This window comes from Psychrobacter sp. 1U2, from assembly GCF_051847575.1.
In genome coordinates, this window is sequence record NZ_JBPYDC010000130.1 from 1 (window position 1) to 1,693 (window position 1,693).

Here is a 1,693-nt window from a genome sequence, read left to right on the forward strand (position 1 = left end):
CTACTATCGATGCCAGATACCTTAATTCGCCGTTACTTCGAGTTTTTAAGCTTTAAGCCGATGGAAGAAGTCGAAGCATTGATGGCAGAGATGGAAAACGGTCGCAATCCACAAGAAATCAAACGTATCCTCGCCGAAGAGTTGATTGAACGTTTTCATGATGCTGATGCGGCGGCTAATGCACACAAATCTGCAGGCAACGTTTTAGCTGATGGCGAATTACCAGTCGACCTGCCAGAAATTATGCTAGATCTAGAAGGGCAAGATGCGCTATTTATCACCCAAGTCTTAAACCAAGCAGCACTTGCCAAAAACAATTCTGCAGCTAAAGATATGGTAAAACGTGGCGCGGTAAAAGTAGATGGTGACGTAGTCGATGCTAGCTTTAGCTTAACATCAGGTCAGACGGCTGTTATTCAAGCAGGCAAAAAGGCCTATGCAAAAGTAACGGTAGAATAATAGGGCTTTTAATATCAAGAGCATAAATAAGGTCGACATTGATTGTCGGCCTTATCTATTTCTATTATTTGAACATAACGAGACAGTATTTAGCTCATACATTTATAGGGAAGGCTAGGAGTTACTTATGAACCAATCTATTCCACAAGGCATCTACCGCCATTATAAAGGCAGTCTTTACCAAGTGTTGCATACCGCGCAGCATTCCGAAACGGAAGAAAGGCTAGTGGTTTATCGCTGTCTATATGGTGAGTATGGCGTATGGGTACGACCACTTTCGATGTTTAGCGAGACAGTCACACGTGATGGTAAAGAAGTGCCTAGATTTGAATTGATTAAAGCGCTCACTGATTAGTTTGAAGCTGATTAGTTGGAAATGCAAAGCCCGACTAGAAACTTAAGGTACGCTGTCGTAGGCTGGGTTTTTAACCCAGCTTTTTACCATATCACCTAGCGCTCATTTCCCACAAACTCTTTTAGCACTTTATAAAAGGCAATCGGCTCATCCATCGGCACCGCATGACCAGAGCGCGGCAAAACAATCTCAGTTGCATTAGGGAGCATACGGGTCACTTCTTGCTGCCACTTAGGATCATAGAGCGTTGAGCGATCTCCAACTAAGTTTACCACTGGAATGGTGATTTTTTCTATGACGGCTCGAAAATCGTACTCTAACTTTAAATACGCTTGTAAGCAGCGCATTTTATGTTGCCAGGTATTATGATTATAAAACACCAGCTTATGATCATTTTGATGCGTTAAAAGCTGGACGAGGGCTTTTGAGCGTGAACGATTTACTGATAGTAAAGAAAATAGCCGCTCAATATCTGTGACCTGGCGTTTAATCGTAAATGGTAGGTGCGTAAAACTGTCAACATTAGCATAAGGCAGTGTCATATCTACCACTTCATGAAATATATCAAACACTTCCTGCTGCCGCTCACTAAATAAGCCGCCTTGCCAATCAGCCTGATTATGAATCGCAGGACTTTGGTCGATGTTCATATAACGGCTGACCCGTGACATACCAAAACGCTCAAAATACCCCCACATTACTTGCGCACCCATAGAGATAGCAGCAACTGGTAAAGATTCTATTTTAAGGTCGTGACAAATTTGCTCAATCACGGTGTTGATATCGTCAGCATACTGGCGTACAAAATCAAATTGCGTCAAATGAATAGACTTCGCTTCTCCAAAGCCTCTAAAATGCGGAAGATAAAACCTGTATTTG

Annotated in this window: 3 protein-coding genes; 2 read left to right on the forward strand and 1 reads right to left on the reverse strand. The window is 42.4% G+C overall.

Translation table 11 applies throughout. The features are described from left to right. A partial coding sequence (locus ACS8FD_RS13800) for a S4 domain-containing protein (protein WP_439276291.1) occupies window positions 1-459 on the forward strand: 459 nt, incomplete at its 5' end. Between the two features lie 127 nt (window positions 460-586). Beyond that, a complete protein-coding gene (locus ACS8FD_RS13805; RefSeq protein WP_439263164.1) occupies window positions 587-814 on the forward strand; it encodes a DUF1653 domain-containing protein in 228 nt (75 codons plus the stop codon). Between the two features lie 95 nt (window positions 815-909). Here the strand turns inward: ACS8FD_RS13805 and ACS8FD_RS13810 are convergent. Then, on the reverse strand, window positions 910-1,693 hold a 784-nt coding region (locus tag ACS8FD_RS13810; RefSeq protein ID WP_439276292.1), incomplete at its 5' end, for an alpha/beta hydrolase.

What these genes read in the sequence shown, in the direction of transcription:
- ACS8FD_RS13805 (WP_439263164.1), top strand. Translation starts at nt 587, where the DNA reads ATGAACCAATCTATTCCACAAGGCATCTACCGCCATTATAAAGGCAGT.